This window comes from Marinomonas profundimaris, assembly GCF_000508165.1.
Taxonomy (GTDB): Bacteria; Pseudomonadota; Gammaproteobacteria; order Pseudomonadales; family Marinomonadaceae; genus Marinomonas; species Marinomonas profundimaris.
Genome location: NZ_AYOZ01000056.1, coordinates 1 through 15,067 on the forward strand (window position 1 = coordinate 1; position 15,067 = coordinate 15,067).

The 15,067-nt window shown below is 43.1% G+C and carries 13 protein-coding genes; 4 read left to right on the plus strand and 9 right to left on the minus strand.

Annotated elements, in window-relative coordinates:
- The first annotated feature begins 291 nt into the window (after positions 1-291).
- Positions 292-1,554: an MFS transporter gene (locus D104_RS33280; protein ID WP_024025001.1), complete on the plus strand. Its 1,263-nt coding sequence runs from the start codon at positions 292-294 to the stop codon at positions 1,552-1,554.
- Between the two features lie 47 nt (positions 1,555-1,601).
- Here D104_RS33280 and D104_RS33285 read toward each other — a convergent pair whose 3' ends face one another.
- The 6 genes from D104_RS33285 to gap all read right to left on the minus strand — a co-directional run bounded on the left by D104_RS33285 (position 1,602) and on the right by gap (position 7,134).
- Positions 1,602-2,075 (minus strand): Lrp/AsnC family transcriptional regulator, encoded by a 474-nt coding sequence (locus D104_RS33285; protein WP_024025002.1) that lies wholly within the window; start codon positions 2,073-2,075, stop codon positions 1,602-1,604.
- A gap of 271 nt (positions 2,076-2,346) precedes the next feature.
- Positions 2,347-3,411: a 5-(carboxyamino)imidazole ribonucleotide synthase gene (purK, locus tag D104_RS33290; RefSeq protein WP_024025003.1), complete on the minus strand. Its 1,065-nt coding sequence runs from the start codon at positions 3,409-3,411 to the stop codon at positions 2,347-2,349.
- Positions 3,412-3,414: 3 nt separating this feature from the next.
- Positions 3,415-3,906 (minus strand): 5-(carboxyamino)imidazole ribonucleotide mutase, encoded by a 492-nt coding sequence (purE, locus tag D104_RS33295; protein ID WP_031215233.1) that lies wholly within the window; start codon positions 3,904-3,906, stop codon positions 3,415-3,417.
- Between the two features lie 208 nt (positions 3,907-4,114).
- Positions 4,115-4,585, minus strand: coding sequence for a methylglyoxal synthase (locus D104_RS33300; protein ID WP_024025005.1), 471 nt, complete (start codon positions 4,583-4,585; stop codon positions 4,115-4,117).
- A gap of 5 nt (positions 4,586-4,590) precedes the next feature.
- Positions 4,591-6,039, minus strand: coding sequence for a pyruvate kinase (gene pyk, locus D104_RS33305; RefSeq protein ID WP_024025006.1), 1,449 nt, complete (start codon positions 6,037-6,039; stop codon positions 4,591-4,593).
- A gap of 81 nt (positions 6,040-6,120) precedes the next feature.
- Positions 6,121-7,134: a type I glyceraldehyde-3-phosphate dehydrogenase gene (gene gap, locus D104_RS33310; protein WP_031215236.1), complete on the minus strand. Its 1,014-nt coding sequence runs from the start codon at positions 7,132-7,134 to the stop codon at positions 6,121-6,123.
- 392 nt (positions 7,135-7,526) lie between these two features.
- On the opposite strand from gap, the gene edd reads away from it, so the two are divergent.
- The gene (gene edd / locus D104_RS33315; protein WP_024025008.1) at positions 7,527-9,341 is read left to right on the plus strand and encodes a phosphogluconate dehydratase; all 1,815 of its coding nucleotides are present in this window, start codon (positions 7,527-7,529) and stop codon (positions 9,339-9,341) included.
- A 183-nt stretch (positions 9,342-9,524) separates the two neighbouring features.
- Here the strand turns inward: edd and putP are convergent, their stop codons facing one another.
- Together putP and hexR are read right to left on the minus strand one after the other, a co-directional pair.
- Positions 9,525-11,021 carry a sodium/proline symporter PutP gene (putP, locus tag D104_RS33320; RefSeq protein WP_024025009.1) on the minus strand — a complete coding sequence of 499 codons (1,497 nt, stop codon included), beginning with the start codon at positions 11,019-11,021 and terminating at the stop codon, positions 9,525-9,527.
- 438 nt (positions 11,022-11,459) lie between these two features.
- A complete protein-coding gene (gene hexR, locus D104_RS33325; protein WP_024025010.1) occupies positions 11,460-12,326 on the minus strand; it encodes a transcriptional regulator HexR in 867 nt (288 codons plus the stop codon).
- Positions 12,327-12,414: 88 nt separating this feature from the next.
- On the opposite strand from hexR, the gene D104_RS33330 reads away from it, so the two are divergent.
- Complete coding sequence (locus tag D104_RS33330) at positions 12,415-13,290, plus strand: phosphotransferase (RefSeq protein WP_024025011.1); 876 nt, start codon at positions 12,415-12,417, stop codon at positions 13,288-13,290.
- A 33-nt stretch (positions 13,291-13,323) separates the two neighbouring features.
- Positions 13,324-14,073, plus strand: coding sequence for a uracil-DNA glycosylase (gene ung / locus D104_RS33335; RefSeq protein ID WP_024025012.1), 750 nt, complete (start codon positions 13,324-13,326; stop codon positions 14,071-14,073).
- 58 nt (positions 14,074-14,131) lie between these two features.
- Here ung and ygfZ read toward each other — a convergent pair whose 3' ends face one another.
- The gene (gene ygfZ, locus D104_RS33340; protein WP_024025013.1) at positions 14,132-15,049 is read right to left on the minus strand and encodes a CAF17-like 4Fe-4S cluster assembly/insertion protein YgfZ; all 918 of its coding nucleotides are present in this window, start codon (positions 15,047-15,049) and stop codon (positions 14,132-14,134) included.
- Positions 15,050-15,067 lie beyond the last annotated feature (18 nt).

Consider the following 15,067-nt stretch of genomic DNA (forward strand, 5'->3'; position numbering starts at 1 on the left):
TGTCAGGGCTTTTTTACGTCTGAAATAAGGGTCTGAAAGCTGGATCAGAAAAGATCCATAAGCACTTATGACGAATTGAATGAGGTATTGGCCCAGTTTTTATAGTTTATCCAAACGAAATATGAGAAACCTTGATGGCACAGCCATCAAGGTTTTTTTGTTTTAGGGCTATGAAGGTCGGTATATGTGGCATGAAAGTAAATTGATCAATAGATTATCAAAGGCTTGGTTTCCTTGTGTATGATTGTACTATTTTGATTTGTAGGCCTAGCTGGTATTTTGGATGTTTGAATGTATAAAGACAATGCGGATACGTTGAAGAAAGAAGATCAATCTGAGGTAGATAAAACCAATATTCTTAAGTTAGTTATCTCTCAATTCTTCATCAATTTAGGTGATGCTTTGATTAATCCAAAAGTAACGTTGCCATGGATTATGCAAAGCGTGGGTGCGCCTCTTTATCTATTAGGGTGGTTGGTTCCAATTCGGGAGTCGGGGTCGCTGCTTCCTCAATTAATAATTGCTCATTTTATTTATAAGATAAAAACCAGAAAATGGGTTTGGGTTGCAGGAAGTATTTTTCAGTCTTTTTGTGTCGTGGTTATTGGCTATGCAGCTTTATTTCTGAAGGGTGCGAATGCTGGCTGGGTAATCATTGCAGCTTTAATTTTCTTTAGTGTGGCGAGAGGATTTAATTCGGTAGCTTCGAAAGATGTTTTAGGTAAAACCGTTGTTAAATCACAGCGCGGCCGAGTTGCCGGTTGGTCTTCAAGTATGGCTGGCTTCATCACGATTGGTATTGCTGTTGTGGTGTTGTCTTCCAATACAGACCTTTCTGGTCAAAGCTATTTCTATGTTTGGGGTGTTGTTGGAGCGGCGTTAATTTGGTTGTTTGCCGCTGGCATATACTCTTTGATAAAAGAACCTTTAAGCGAAGTTAGGGATAAGAGTGCACCTTTTCTGGGTGTGTTTAACGAATTGGCTCTCCTGCAAACAGATTCTGTATTCCGCAACTTTGTTATAGCTCGGTCATTATTTTTGTGTGCTGCATTGAGTGCGCCCTATTATGTTGTTATTGCACAGCATAAATTCGATAACCGTATTTGGGTTTTAGGTGTATTTGTATTGGCAAGTGGTTTGGCTTCTTTGCTCTCATCACCATTTTGGGGCTTGTTTTCCGATTACTCTAGTCGAAAGGTCATGATGGTGTCCTCATTGTTGAGTGCGTTGGTTGGGTGCGCTTTATTTCTTAGTGTGACATTTCTCTCTGACGATCTTTTTAGCCTGTGGCTTATTCCTATTTTGTATTTTTTACTTAGCATTGCTCATCAAGGGATGAGGATTGGTCGTAAGACGTATCTGGTTAATTTAGGAGAAGGGAATCAACGTACGAGTTATGTTTCGGTTAGTAACACGATTATTGGCTTTATTCTATTGGGCATGAGTAGTATTGGTTTACTGACTTATGCGATTTCCTTTGAGCTTCTTGTTCTAATATTTTCGATAATTACTGTGATTGGCGTTGTGATGGTTGTTCGTTTACCAGAGGTGTGATCAGAGGCGACACAATCGACGAGGACGCTCGGTGCCGCGATTTTAGGTTAGTTAGGAAGAGGTATTGATGGCGCGTGTTTTACACGGTTTAAAACGACGGTAGAAGTGAGGTCTCGTACACAAGGAAGACTGGCAAGTGATTCACCTAGAAAAGTAGATAAAGACGGTAAGTTTTCGCTGATGACTCGTAACCAGTAGTCTGCGTCTCCGCTTACGGAATAACATTCTAAAATCTGAGGAATGGCTTCTATGGCTTCTTTGAATTGTTTTTCAGAATTTTTGATGGTTTTATCGAGGGTGATGCTAACAAAAGCGGTGATTTGATAGCCTAATTCATTAGCATTGAGTTGTGTGAAATACGCTTCAATTAAATTGTTTTGTTCTAATCTTTGTAGGCGTCTTGAGCATTGAGATGGTGATAGGTTTACTTGTTCGGATAATGCGACGTTGGTCAGCCTTGCGTTCGTTTGAAGCGCTTTGAGTAAACGCCAATCATAGCTGTCTAGTTCGATATTGTTCATTCAAGGTTCCTTGTCAGTATCTTATATGTACTGCTTTTTTTATAGTAATTAAGCTGTTTTCAACTTGAGCATTTAGAATAAGGAGTTTTATAAAGTAAACAAGTTCAAAAACATGGTTTTTGCTAATTTCTAGACATTTTTTTGCATGATTGGTTATTTATTGTCTGTTTTTATGAAATTAATTGAAATGGATACGGCACATATAAAAAATGCCGCTAATCATTGCAGATAGCGGCATTTAATTGGTGCTTGATATTCGACGCGGTGCTGATTACTTAGGTAGGTTTTTAGCTAACCATGCCAATGCTTCTGGGTAAGGTTGAGGCAACGTTATCTCAGTTAAGGCATTTTGCAATACATCAATCTCTCCAGAGCAAAAATTCAAGTGACCAACTTTTCTTCCAGGTCGTACTTCTTTTTTATACCAATAAAGTTCTAAACCTTTGATGCTAAGCCATTGGTAGTCTAGGTCGACACCGATTAGGTTAATCATCATGCTTTGGTTTTTAACCTCTGCAGCGGCTAATGGTAAGCCTGTAACGGCACGAACGTGGTTTTGGAATTGGCAAACGCTTGCGCCGGCTTGAGTCCAATGACCACTGTTATGGACACGGGGAGCAAGCTCATTGATAAGTAGGTCATCGCCGATTCTAAAGCATTCCATCGCCATAACACCAACATAGTCTAAAGCGCCCATAAGTTTGCTGAGCATCGATTCTGCTTTGCTTTGTAAGGGCTTAAGGCGATCTAAGGGCGAAATGGAAGCATATAAGATACCATTAATATGCAGGTTAAGCGTCAAAGGGTAAAAATGCGTTTCGCCATTTTTTCCTCGCACACCAACTAATGAGACTTCTTCATCGAAGTTGATGGCTTGTTCCGCAATCGCATAGCCTTTCCAGTCATCAGGAATTTGTGTTGCTTCTGATTGCTTCAACCAATATTGGCCTTTGCCATCGTAGCCACCACGACGACGTTTCATTAGTACACGTTCGCCCAGTGCTTGATAAGCCTGCTGAGCACTTGAGTCACTTTCTACTGGAAACCATGGTGCCGTTGATAGCTCAAGGCGATCAATCCATTGTTTTTGAGTTAGGCGATCTGCAAGTTGGGGGAAGGTGCCTAAATTAACGAAATTATTGTGTGTTGCGAGCTGTTTGGTCGCGACCGTTTCTGGCCACTCTTCTCTTTCTGCTGTAACAACATCGGTTGGCTTTAGTGGTAACGTCTCTGTTGACTCTATATCAACAGGGCGAACATCAATGCCAAGAGGTGTACCTGCTTGTTTAAGCATTGCGCCAAGTTGTCCTGCACCTAATACCCATAAGACTGACATAGATTAAGCCTCTCTAGGGTCTGGGTTCGCTAAAACCGTTTCTGTCTGTTTTGCTCTAAACGCTTCAATTTTGTTTGCCAGTTCCGCATTGGTAATGGCTAAGATTTGGCATGCTAGGAGACCCGCATTGAACGCACCAGCGGTACCAATTGCTAATGTACCTACCGCAACGCCTTTTGGCATTTGAGCAATAGACAGCAAACTATCCATACCATTTAGCGCCTTACTTTGTACTGGCACACCAAGAACAGGTAGACGTGTATGTGCGGCCACCATACCTGGTAAGTGTGCTGCACCGCCAGCGCCACCAATAATGACTTTGAAGCCTTTATCTACGGCGCTTTCTGCAAACTCTGCAAGTTTGACGGGAGTTCTATGAGCAGAAACCACTTCTACATGATAGCTGACGCCTAGAGCGTCCATGATTTCAGCGGCGCCTTCCATTGTAGCCCAGTCACTTTTTGAACCCATTATTAGGGCAACTTCTGCTTGCAAAACATTTCTCCTGTCGGTGGCAATCAACGTGGTGCTAAGGGGCATAATACGTTGAGTAGATAAGTAATTCGTCTGGAATAACTGAGGCCTAACACAGTGATGCCAGAGAGATAATGGGCGCTAATATAGCCGATTTTGAAGAAAACAGCGAGTGTTCAGGTGATTTGAGCAGGGTTGAATGCGTAATAGTGAGATAAAAGAAGAGCGACTAAAGTCGCTCTTGAAGATATTTTTCATAATCAGGAATTTGTCTTTCAAACTCTGTCTCAAAAAGAGGAGACGAGACGAGAAAATTCGCAGAGGAAACGCTGCAAGCGATAGGGATGTTCCAGACGGCCGCAACACGAAGTAATGCTTTAATATCTGGATCATGTGGCATAGGTTCAAAGGGATCCCAGAAAAAGATCAAGACATCTATTTTTCCTTCTGCGATTAACCCACCTAATTGTTGATCGCCACCAAGCGGACCACTGATAAGCGACTTTACAGGCACATTTAATTGCTTCTGCATTAAATGGCCAGTTGTCCCGGTCGCCATTAGATTGTGTTTGATAAGCTTTTCTTTGTGCTTCTCTGCCCAATCTATCAGCGCTGGTTTCATGTTATCGTGCGCTACCAGAGCGACGTTTTTACGCTCTGGAGTCGTGATGGTCTTTTGCTGCAACGTTTTACTCTTCACTGGGCTTATTCCTCGGCAGCGCCGACTTTTACAACCTTCATCATGTTGGTTGTGCCGTAGCTCACTAAATGATCGCCTTTCGTCACAATGACAAGGTCGCCATTATTGATTAGGCCAAGTGATTTAACGTGTTCAACCAAACCAGTAACAATGGTGTCCACATTGAATTCTTGTGAAGAGAAAGCCACTGGTGTTACGCCGCGGTAAAGATTTACTTTGTTTAGCGTTGCTTGATTTGGAGACAATGCATAAATCGGCAAACCAGAGCTAATACGAGACATTAGAAGCGGTGTTGTGCCAGACTCTGTCAAACTGATGATCGCTTTTACGCCTTCTAAATGGTTCGCTGCATACATTGCAGACATGGCAATGGTTTCGTCTACACTGGTGAAAGTAACGTCGATACGGTGTTTTGAACGATTGATTGCAGGTTGCTTTTCAGCGCCCAAACAAACTCGATTCATCGTATGGATAACTTCTTCAGGGTATTTTCCGGCCGCCGTTTCAGCAGACAACATAACCGCATCGGTGCCATCAAGAACTGCATTGGCGACGTCAAACACTTCTGCGCGCGTTGGCATTGCACTGGTAATCATGGTTTCCATCATTTGTGTTGCCGTGATAACCGGACGGTTCAACTGGCGGCAGCGCTTGATCATGTGCTTTTGAACGCCAATCAATTCTGCGTCACCAATTTCAACGCCCAAATCACCACGAGCAACCATGACTGCATCGGAGGCAAGAATGATCGCATCCAGTGTTTCGTTGTCGGCAACAGCTTCGGCACGTTCTACTTTAGAAACGATTCCAGCTTTAAGGCCAGCGGCTTCCGCTAAAGCGCGAGCTTCATGGAGATCTGCGGCACTGCGAGGAAACGAAACAGCAAGGTAATCGGCTTTTAATGCTGCCGCTGTTTTGATGTCTTCTTTGTCTTTTTCTGTCAATGCTGCAGCAGAAAGTCCACCGCCTTGGCGGTTGATGCCTTTGTTATTCGACAGCGGGCCACCAACAAGGACTTTGGTAATGACTTCTGTGCCTTTTACTTCAAGGACTTCAAGAACCACACGACCGTCATCTAGAAGTAGTACGTTTCCAGGTTGAGAGTCTGATGCTAGTTGAGGGTAATCAATACCAACGCGACTTTCGTCACCTGCGTTTTTATCAAAGCCCACATCTAGGATAAATGTCGCGCCATCTTGAAGTTCAACTTTCGTCTCTTTAAAACGAGCAATTCGTATCTTAGGGCCTTGCAGGTCGCCAAGAATAGCGACATGGCGGTTGTTCTTTTTCGCCATCGCTCGAACAACTTCTGCTCGATTAATGTGGTCTTCTGGTTGACCATGAGAGAAATTTAATCGAAAGACATTGGCGCCAGCCAGAATCAATTTTTCAATCATTTCTGGAGTGCTAGAAGCGGGGCCTAAAGTAGCAACAATTTTAGTTCTACGAGTCATTTTATTTACCAAAGATTAGAAAGCTTGAAGTGAAGTATAAGAGACGACGAAGGCTGCGTCAGCAGCCTTCGTGTATTTTGACTATTTAGCAGTCATTAATGCGATAGTATTGTCGAGCATTCGGTTTGAGAATCCCCATTCGTTGTCATACCAAGCCATAATTTTCACTAGTTTGCCCTGAACACGAGTTTGCGTAGCGTCAAAGTTTGAAGTGAAAGCGCTGTGGTTGAAATCAGAAGACACTAAAGGCTCGTGATTAACGTGCAACACTTCAGCAAGAATTGGGTCTGCTTTAATGGCGTCTTCGATGATTTTGTTTACTTCTTCAGCCGTTGTTTCACGCGGTGCTAAGAAGGTCAAATCGACTAAAGAAACGTTGATCGTTGGTACGCGAACAGCCATACCATCAAACTTACCTTGAAGCTCAGGAACCACTAAACCAACTGCGGCCGCGGCACCGGTTTTGCTTGGAATCATGTTCATGGCAGCAGCACGAGCACGATAAAGGTCTTCATGGTATACATCTGACAGACGTTGGTCGTTTGTGTAAGCATGAATCGTTGTCATTAGGCCACTTTCAATGCCCAATTTGTCGCTCAATGGTTTTGCAACAGGCGCTAAGCAGTTTGTTGTACAAGATGCATTGGAAATAACCGTCATAGCAGACGTTAATACATTTTGGTTAACACCGTAAACAACGGTTGCATCAACATCTTTACCTGGTGCTGAAATGATAACTTTTTTAGCGCCCGCAGTAATGTGTGCGCTGGCTTTTTCTTTTGTAGTGAAAAAGCCAGTGCATTCGTAAACAACATCTACACCTAGCTCTGCCCAAGGAAGGTCAGCAGGGTTACGTTCTGAGAATGTGCGGATTTTATCTTTGTTGATATACAGCGCTTCATCATCAAAGGTGACTTCTTCGTTAAAACGACCATGGACCGTATCGTATTTTGTTAAATGAGCATTGGTTTTTGAGTCGCCAAGATCATTAATTGCAACTATTTGAATTTGGTCGCGCTTACCTGATTCGTATAGCGCTCTAAGTGTGTTGCGTCCAATGCGTCCATAACCGTTGATAGCTACCTTAATCGTCATACTCACCTCTAAAATAGTGCGGGAATTACAAAGTGTTCGAATTCGAACACTTTGCGTTCAATAATGTTCTTTGATGTAAAAATACTACATAAGTAAATTTCTAAGCAAGGATTAGTAACAAATCCATCTTAATATGGCTAAGTTTTGATCAAATAATGATCGTTGTCTAATATTGTACAGAGATATGTTACAAACGTTCGATTATTTTAACTGAAATAGTGGCTCTTTCGAATCTTTTATGTAAAAAAATTACAAGAAAGCGGTTTTTTATCACTTTACCTGCGTTTTAAGCGTGAAATAAATTAAAAATGTAGTAATATTACATAAATTATTATATTCAACTGCACAGTCAGGCAGCTGAATAAAAAAACGAATAAGCAGTGGAGAGAAGCATGAACCCGATTGTTGCTAAGGTAACGAACGACATAATTGAACGAAGCAAAGTGTTGCGCGATCAATACCTTAAAGATATGAAAAAAGCGCAAGAGCAAGGTCCACATAGGGGAACATTGTCTTGTGGTAACTTGGCTCATGGCTTCGCGGCATGCAAACCTCAAGACAAACAAAAGCTGACAATGATGGAAGAGGCCAATATTGGTATTGTATCTTCTTACAATGATATGTTGTCGGCGCATCAACCATACGAACATTATCCAGATAAAATTCGTGCGGCGGTCCAAGAAATGGGTTCCATTGCGCAATTCGCAGGCGGTGTGCCAGCGATGTGTGATGGCGTTACTCAAGGGCAAGATGGCATGGAACTGAGTTTGTTCAGTCGTGACAATATTGCACAGGGTGCCGCAATTGCTCTTTCCCATAACATGTTCGACTCAGCTATCTATCTCGGAATTTGTGACAAGATAGTGCCTGGGTTATTGATTGCCGCTTTACGCTTTGGCCATTTGCCTGCTTTGTTTATTCCAGCAGGGCCTATGCGTTCCGGTATCACGAATGCGGCAAAGTCAGCTGTTCGCCAACGTTTTGCTCAAGGTAAAGCATCACGTGATGAATTGCTTGAAGCCGAGTCTGCTTCTTATCACAGTGCAGGTACTTGTACTTTTTATGGAACGGCCAACTCAAATCAGCTTTTGGTTGAGATAATGGGTCTTCAATTGCCCGGTTCGTCCTTTGTTAACCCAGATGATCCATTGCGTGACGCACTAACAAAATACGCGGCTCAGTTATCGACGAAAATCACCGCATTGGGTCGAGATTATCGTCCTCTTTATGAGATTGTCGATGAGAAAAGCATTGTAAACTCGATCGTTGGTTTGTTGGCGACAGGTGGTTCGACGAACCATACGATGCATATTGTCGCGTACGCACGAGCGGCGGGAATTATTGTCAATTGGGATGATTTTTCTGCGCTATCGAAAGTAGTGCCTTCAATGACGCGTATCTACCCTAACGGGCAAGCAGATATTAACCACTTTCATGCCGCTGGCGGTATGACATTTTTGGTTAAGCAGCTGCTGAAAGGCGGTTTGCTGCATGAAGACGTAAATACAATTGTCGGCAAAGGCTTGTCTCATTACACGAAAGAACCTTTTCTAGATGGCGATACATTGATTTGGCGTGATGGTCCGGAAGAAAGCCTGGATTTGGATGTTGTACGTCCAATTGAAAACCCTTTCAGTAAAGAAGGCGGCCTGTCTTTATTGAAAGGCAATCTTGGTCGTTCTGTTATTAAAGTTTCTGCGGTAGCCGAAGAGAATCGTATTGTAGAAGCGCCAGCGGTTATTTTCCACAGCCAGAACGCTCTAGCTGAAGCGATTGCGAGCGGTGAACTTAAGCGAGATTGTGTTGCGGTCGTACGTTTTCAAGGTCCAAAAGCGTTAGGTATGCCAGAACTGCATAAATTGACCCCGTACCTGATTAATTTACAGGATCAGGGTTATAAAGTGGCATTGGTAACCGATGGCCGTATGTCTGGAGCGTCAGGTAAAGTGCCTGCGGCGATTCATCTTACTCCGGAAGCGTTGGCTGGCGGTTTGATTGCCAAATTGAAAGACGGTGATATGGTTCGGCTTGATGCGGTTGAAGGCACGTTGTCTGCGCTTATTTCTGATGAAGAGTTAAACAGTCGCGAAGCAGCACAGCACGATTTAACAGATTCCCACCAAGGTATGGGGCGCGAGCTGTTTAGTGCTCAACGTATTTTAGTAAGTGGCGCCGAGCAAGGTGCTTGCAGTTTGTTCAATGATTAAACCTTTCCTCTGACTACTAACGTTTGTTAGTAAATGGTGTTTGGGGGCTTGTTTCAAGCCCCATTTTTTTGCCTGAAATTTGTTTTTATGGACATAAAAAAGCCGGAATCTATTGCAAGATTCCGGCTTTTTTAGTGATGCATTCGATGTGTTTACACCGAGTACATAAGATACAAGGGATTATTAATCCATGGTATCTAGGGCTTTCTCGTATTCATCAAATGATTCTGTCACTGCGTCTTCTGGTGCGCCAGAAGCAATACTGACAACAATGATTGAGATAGTCGCAAGAATGAAACCAGGTACGATTTCATAAACATCGAACCACCCACCACTGAGTTGTTTCCAGATGACAACCGTTACACCACCGACAATGATACCTGCAAGGGCACCGTTTCGATTCATGTTACGCCAGAACAAGCTAAGTAGAATAGCCGGTCCGAATGCCGCGCCAAAACCAGCCCAAGCGTAAGACACTAGGCCAAGTACAGAGCTTTTTGGGTTCAGTGCGAGAATCAACGCAAGGATAGAGATAGCAACAACCGCGAAACGACCAACGTTAACGATTTGTTTTTGAGTCGCTTCTTTGTTGAATAACGTTTTGTAAAAATCTTCCGCTAGAGCAGAGGATGAAACAAGCAGTTGAGAATCTGCTGTACTCATAATCGCCGCAAGAATAGCCGCAAGTAGAATGCCGGCAACCACAGGGTGGAAGATGGCGTTTACAAGAACCATGAAGATTTTTTCACCGTCGGCTAGGTTTCCAGCCAGGTTGTTATCAACATAAACAATACCGACTAAACCAATTAGCAATGCGCCCGTCATCGAAATGAAAGTCCATGCAACTGCGATGCGGCGAGCCGTTGTGATGTCTTTGTTTGAGCGAGATGCTTTGAAACGCGCCAATATATGAGGCTGACCAAAATAACCCAAGCCCCATGCCACTAAAGAGATAATACCAATTGTGCTTAATGGTTGGCCTTTTACATCATTCCAAATGGTCAGTAGTTCAGGGTTCTTTGCCGCTAATGTGTCTGAAAGTTGAGACCAGCCACCGTCCATTGCTACCAAAGGAACAATGATCAATGCCGCTGACATCATCAAGCCTTGAATTAAATCCGTCCAAGCAACCGCAAGGAAGCCACCAAACAAGGTGTAAGACACAACACAAACGGTACCAATGATGACCGCGTAGGTGTAATCCAAACCGAAAACGGTTTCAAACAATTTACCGCCAGCCACTAAACCAGAGCTTGTGTAGAACAAGAAGAACAGCAAGATGAACAAAGCCGCAATCGTTTGAATAAGTTTGGAGTTGTCGTTAAAGCGAGCAGAAAGGAAGCCCGGTAACGTCAGGGAGTTGTTGGCTTTGATGCTATAAGTACGCAAACGTTTTGCGCAAATCAGCCAGTTCAACCAGGTACCAACAAGCAGGCCACCAGCCAACCAAATCGATTCAAGGCCTGCGGCAAAAGCATAACCAGGAAGACCAAGTAGCAACCAGCCGCTCATATCGGAAGCGCCTGCTGATAATGCAGTAGGCCAAGGGCCTAAAGAGCGTCCGCCTAAGAAATAATCTTCTGAACTTGATGTGTTTTTGTAAGCGTATAGACCAATTCCTAGCATCACTACTAAGTAGGCTAGGAACGTAAAGCTAATCGCGTAACTGCTTTCTATCATTATTATTGTCCTCTCGTTGAAAAATCTGGATGAAGTAACCGTGGCCTTAAAGTCAGCAGGAGTTCAGTTTCGATGGATGTTTCTCCAACAGATTGCTGGAGCGATCCTATCGATAGACTTAAAAACAGCGCTTAAATAAAGTGGCGGTTAGTTCGTATCCGAACGTATTTGTATTTATTAAATTTTTACTGTGAAGGTCTTAGAGTTTAGGTGTGAAAAAACACATAGTCGTAAAGAGAATGAATCTTATTTGACTTATTTCAAGACTTGATCCGATTCTAAGTGGCTAAGGTGGGATAATCTTTCAAAATACTCTTACAAAATTACAAAAAAATCTGATGCTCTTACAAAACGTAGCGGATTGGTTGATTAAGTTTTCTTTCAGTGGGGGTGGAAAGAAGGAAGACGAATACCTAAGGCCTTCCTTCTGTCGAGATGCTATTTCTTTTCTACTTTAGGCAAACGAGTGTCTTGCACGCTTTGCTTAAGTTTTTTTAGATGCGCATTAAACTCTGGGCCACGCTTCAGAAGAACACCCGTTGCCAAGGCGTCGATCAAGGTCAGATAGACAATACGAGAACTCATCGGCGTATAAATGTCGGTATCTTCCGTTTCTTCGATTGGCAATACAATGGAGCAATGTTCCGTTAAGGGTGAGCCAGGGTTGGTGATTCCGATGACAGCAGCACCCGCTTCACGAGCGACGCGTGCGGTTTCTATCAACGGCAATGTGCGTCCTGTATAAGATATGATCACTACTGCATCACCGGGATGCGTTCCTGCCGCCGCCATGCGTTGTACCAAAATATCGGTATAAGCAACCACAGGCATATTCAAACGGAAGAATTTATGATGAGCATCTTTGGCAACAGGGCCTGATGCACCTAAGCCATAAAACTCAATTCGACGAGCTTGCGCCAACACATCAACCGCTCGGCTAATGAGAGCTTCAGGTAGAATATCTTGTGCGCGCGTTAGATTGTTTTTAGCGGCTTCGAAAATTTTCGCGGTGACAGCACCTGGTGCATCGTCAGGTTCTACGTTTAAGTTAACGTAAGGTGTTCCTGTGGCGAGGCTTTGGGCAAGTGACACTTTAAAATCAGGGAAACCACTGCCAATAAGGCTGCGACAAAAACGGTTCACTGTTGGTTCACTCACTTCCGCTCTGGCGGCAAGTTTTGCGATACTTGAGTGGATGGTTGTTTTTGGGTCGGCAAGAATGGCTTCCGCAACTTTTCGTTCGGATTTGCTCAAGGTGCTCAGTCGTTCTTGTATTTTACGAATAATGTCTTCGTGTTTATTCATTGATCTGCTTCAAGTTGTCTATTGACTCGGATGGTTCAGTTGTCCATTCTGACAGCCACTTACAATTCTGGCAATAAAATGATTAAAAATGACGAGACTATCTGAGTATTTCGTAAAAATGGCGGACATATTGCCATCCATTACGGACGTTGAAACCACTTTATTTGAAGAAGGTTTTTCAAATAAAGTGTATTTGGTTCATTGGAGTGGCGTTTCTCGTTATGTATTGCGTATTCCTTATATTGATAGTGAGGCGTTTTACATCAATCGAAATGAAGAAATGCATGTTTTAAAGAGTGCAGCGGCAATTGGATTATCCCCCAAGGTTGTGTGGAACGATGACGAAGGCGGTTTTGCTTGCGAGTTTGTGCATCAACCTTCTCTTGATTGGGCGGTTGTTCACCAAGATAACGAGGTTGAGCGAATTGCTGGTGCGTTAAAGAAGACCCATCAACTGCCAAAAGGCAATCATGAGTACTCGATATTTAAAGTGATTACACATTACCTTGATGGCATCAATGCTTATGGGAAAGGCAATGTGGAGTTTGAGCGTGAATACGATTACCTCCTTTCTCTTTTTAAACAACTAACGCCGCCGAAAGAAATTGTACCGCCCGTTCTTTGCCATAATGACTTAAACCCTAAAAATACACTCATCGATAGCGAACAGCTTTGGTTGATCGACTGGGAGTATTCAGGCGTTGGCGATCCTCTTTTTGATCTCGCGGTTGTTGCAAAGTCTCATAATTTGGACGCCAGGCAAACTCGGTTGTTATTGAATACGTATTCTCCTGACTTGCCTGAGCAAGCGTCGCTAAACGCGATTCAAGAATATGTGAAAGCCTATGGATTAAGGGAAATGGCGTGGTTGTTACTCAAGCATGTGATTACGCCTGAAGACACGCTGTCGTTGTCGTATTATTATGAATTTAAAGCCACACCAACGCTTAACCCGTTTGCGTAAGATCAGACTAGGCGCATAAAAGAGAGCGAAATAATGAACATTACCAATGATTGGAAAGAATGCTTAGCGGATGAATTTGAAAAAGACTACATGCAGTCTTTACAGAAATTCTTACAATCAGAGAGAAAAGAAAAAACGATATACCCTGATGAGTCTGATTATTTTGCAGCGCTGAATGTTACGCCTTTTCGTGACGTGAAAGTGGTGATACTGGGGCAAGACCCTTATCACGGAGAGGGGCAGGCACACGGTTTGTCTTTTTCTGTCAAACCGGGGGTAAAAGTTCCACCATCCTTGATGAATATGTATAAAGAGCTGGAAATTGACTTAGGTATTCCACCGGCGGGTCATGGCTTTTTACAGTCATGGGCCGAACAAGGTGTTTTATTGCTTAACAGCGTCTTGACGGTAGAGGCGAGCAAAGCAGGCTCGCATCAAAATAAAGGTTGGGAAACGTTTACAGATAAAATAATCGAATGCATTAATGCTGGTCACCAAGGTGTTGTCTTTATGTTATGGGGGGCTTACGCTCAAAAAAAGGGACGGCATATTGATCGTGAAAAACATTGTGTACTAGAAAACGTTCATCCTTCGCCCTTGTCCGCTTACCGTGGATTTCTTGGGTGCCAGCACTTCTCCAAAGCAAATAGCTACTTAAACCGCCATCATAAAACGCCCATAAAATGGGAATTGGATCCGATTGATGGAGACTCTAATTATGACGGTGCTAAGCATGAAGGTACAGAGCCAAAAAGTAGCGGCCAAATAACCTTGCCATTCTGAGGTGTTGTCGATAAAAAATGGCGTCTAATGAGACGCCATTTTATTTTATACACGGTGTTTATTTCTTCATGTCTAACGGATAAGGGAGTGGCAACAACGTGACCTCTTGATTATCCAATAAAATGTTATCCACTTCGTTTGGTTCAACATTCAAAATGATTTGGGCAAAGTGAGTTTCTTCGATATTCGCTACAGCAAATACGTGGCCAATATTTTTGCCTTGTTTGTCTGTGATATCCAATGAGGTTTCTCTATGTCCGTCCCATGTGGCCAAAATAAGCTGTTTCTTAGACTTACCTCGATACTGCATTCGCGCAACAATTTCCTGTCCGGTGTAACAACCTTTGGTAAAGCTGATGCCGCCGATGCTTTGCATGTTCAGCCATTGTGGCAAGATGTTTTCGCTTTGTTCTAAGGTTATAAGAGGGCGAGCGGATAGCAATGTCAAAGCATCCAGTTCAGTATGTTTTTCTTCAATCATGGCCTGACCTGTTTGCGTAATAAACCACTGTATTGTCAGTGGATTATGACAAAGTGTCAGTGTAATAGTGTCATCGTCATGTCGCGTGTTAAAAAGCTCAGGCTGTGCATTTTCTGTGCTGCCGCTTTGTGACGGCGTCAATTTCGAGTGAATAACAAATGAGTCGCTGTCGTTTATGAGTTCAGCCTTGAAAAACACCGCGTATTTTTTTAAGTGCAGTAAGGTTTTTTCTACTAAGTCTTTGCTCATCAACATGAGGATGTCCTCGCCTTTTTGGGCAAGGTAGAAGTTCGTGATGATGCGACCTTTAACACTGCAAATAGCACCGTACAGACCATGTTCAGCAGACAGTTTATTAATGTCGCAGGTTATTTGGCCTTGTAGGAACTTTCGAGCATCTAAGCCAGTAATACGCAAAACACCTATGTTTTGCAGTCTCACGACGACGTCTTTGTTCTGTAGTGTTGAATCAATTATGTCTTCAAGTGAGGTCATAAAACTTTCCATAAAAAT